The sequence below is a fragment of the Psychrobacter sp. Ps6 genome, from assembly GCF_022129235.1.
Taxonomy (GTDB): Bacteria; Pseudomonadota; Gammaproteobacteria; order Pseudomonadales; family Moraxellaceae; genus Psychrobacter.
The window spans coordinates 1-2,469 of sequence record NZ_JADQAI010000062.1 but is presented as its reverse complement, the minus strand read 5'-3'; the positions used below and the strand labels follow the sequence as shown (position 1 = coordinate 2,469).

2 protein-coding genes are annotated in these 2,469 nt (G+C 39.2%); both read left to right on the top strand.

What is annotated here, in order from left to right:
* Nucleotides 1-1,217: 1,217 nt before the first annotated feature.
* On the top strand, nucleotides 1,218-1,754 hold the full coding sequence (locus I3255_RS13730) for a type II toxin-antitoxin system MqsA family antitoxin (protein ID WP_238039307.1): 537 nt from the start codon (nucleotides 1,218-1,220) through the stop codon (nucleotides 1,752-1,754).
* Complete coding sequence (locus I3255_RS13725; RefSeq protein ID WP_238039306.1) at nucleotides 1,744-2,208, top strand: hypothetical protein; 465 nt, start codon at nucleotides 1,744-1,746, stop codon at nucleotides 2,206-2,208. Before I3255_RS13730 ends, I3255_RS13725 begins: the two co-directional genes overlap by 11 nt.
* The last annotated feature ends 261 nt before the right edge of the window (nucleotides 2,209-2,469 follow it).

Genomic DNA, 2,469 nt, shown 5'->3' with positions numbered 1-2,469 from the left:
AATAGTGAATTTATGACATAAGTAGCACATTATGATAGCTTGAAATAAAGGTAAGCGAGTTGGGCAAAAGAAAGTGTTTAAATTGGAGGTTCTTTGGCAGATTCGGATTCGCTTAGAGATTGAAGAACGTTTGTTTGAGTTGACACTGTTTAATCTTGCCATTGATAGCAAGCCGAGGTCTTATGATCTGCGAAACTTAAAAGTTCAAGACGTTAGTCGAAGTGGTTGCGTGATGACACGAACCATTGTTAACCAGCAGAAGACTCAGCAAGAGATACACTTCAAAAATCACACCAAAGACACAACAAACACTATCACAGTGGATCATTCAAAATGCGTTGGAACCAACAGACTTCCTATTTCCAAGTCCTCGCCGTGAGGGACAGCCAATTTCATACCATTACTACACCTCTCTGGTTAATCGTTGAGTAACCGATATTGGGTTAGATAAAACTCAATATGGCACAACAACATTCCTTACACAGAACAAAAGCTTTTTTGAACTATGCCCAAATTAAGAACTTACGCGCTATTCAGTTACTTCTGAGTCATGCTAAGCTCGAAAACACGATTGAATATCTTGGTGTTGAGATTGAAGATGCACTAAGAATTTCGGATAGTTGTGAGACGAGAGGAACAAAGTCAATTGACAATAATATTGCTGGGTAAGTTCATTGCCATATGCACTTCATACTCTGTAAGATTGAACGCAAAACACACGTATTTTTTAGATTCCAAAATGCAAATTTCATAAAAACAACTGGAAAAACTTACCATAATGGTAAATAATCAACTCAACGTAAGTGCTTTTGAACAGGAACCACCCACAGCCACAACGACTAAACGGATTCATATCGATGGTCCATTGTATGCGGTAGAAGACGTTCTAAAAATTCTGGAATCTGAGGGGAATACGACTATCCCTTGGACTCGCAAATGTATACACGATATAGAATCACTTGCACTTGATACTGACGATATTCGAGATTTATTAAGACAAGCCATAACCCAAGGTCAATACGTAAATTCTGAATGGTGTGTTCAAAAGCCAACTGGTCCTTGGGCAGCATGCGATAGCTACCGCTTACAGAGAGATGAGTGGCGCGAGCATGCATATAAGTATATGAGCTGTAATTATTATGTGAAATTTGCGATTGGTAAGACTGGTAAAATTCTTTTACTTGTGTCATGCCACGTTTCGCAATAAGGATTGAGCAATGACAACCAAAATTTGTCCGATCTGCGAACAAGGTCACTTGAGTGACCAAGAAGAAATTATCCATGTTGAACATATGGGACAGCAAGGTTCAATTACTAGTCAATTTTCAACTTGTGATGTATGTGGAAGTGAACAAGCAACCCCTGCAAATGCTCGTTTTAATAAACGTGCAATGATTGCTTTCAAAAAGCAAGTTCAAGGTCTTTTAACAGGTATGGAAGTGAGAGAACTTCGTAAAGGCTGGAATTTCAGTCAGGAAGATGCAGCTAAAGTATTTGGCGGTGGTCCTGTAGCATTTTCCAAATACGAGTCTGATGACGTAATGCAATCCGAAGCAATGGATAGACTAATCAGAATCGCTCGTGATGTACCAGCTTCTCTCGATAAACTAATGGCTGATGCTGGCGTTAAGCGCAAAATCGATGCCGACTGGACCACAGTAGCAGTGGTCAATTTCCACGAAAAATCAAATATCAAGCGAACTCATGTTGTGTACCAACATGAATTTGGCTTAGAGGCGAATTATGGCTACTAAAAATAGTAACCAATTACAGAAAGCCATTGAAAATCTAGTAATTGAAGATGTGTACCAGAAGAGCTCAAGATCATTTTGTGCTGATGACTTTGATCCTAAATCATATAGTGAGATGGAATATCTACACATCCAACAAATGCACGTTGTTCATAAGAGTGAAACTATTCAGGTTGAAGATGATGGAGAACTTCTTCGTGTCTTCGTGCGCCTTGGTACACGATGGGTAGTACCATCTGATAAAGAAGGTGAACCAGATATCAAAGCCGCTATTGAGAGCGATTTTATAGCGGAATATAGGATCAACTCTCATTTAGAACAAGAATGCATCGATGAGTTCTCATTAAAAAATGCTAGCTACCATGTTTGGCCATACTGGCGCGAATACTTAAGTTCCCAATGTGAACGCATGAGGCTACCAAGAGTTGTCCTCCCTACCGTACAGTTTACTAAATAGCTAAACACCTCTCATAAAACCAGTGCTACCACCTACGCTGGTTTTTTTCAATCCTTATCTCGCTTTTGTCCCAAACCTACTTAATTCCCTTCGATCATATCTGTATTAGTTTTGCTAAAACTAATCATTCCAGCCCAAAGAGAACATTCAGATTTATGAAAATAAAAATGGGATAATAATCAGTCAGCGACAAAAACCGTTGCACCTCACTCCATATCCAATAACTCATTTTGCTCCTAGTGATCTTCACACCAGTTCGTT

Bases quoted from the DNA above. Each gene is read 5' to 3' on its own strand.
- I3255_RS13730 (WP_238039307.1), top strand. From the start codon at position 1,218: ATGACAACCAAAATTTGTCCGATCTGCGAACAAGGTCACTTGAGTGAC.
- I3255_RS13725 (WP_238039306.1), top strand. From the start codon at position 1,744: ATGGCTACTAAAAATAGTAACCAATTACAGAAAGCCATTGAAAATCTA.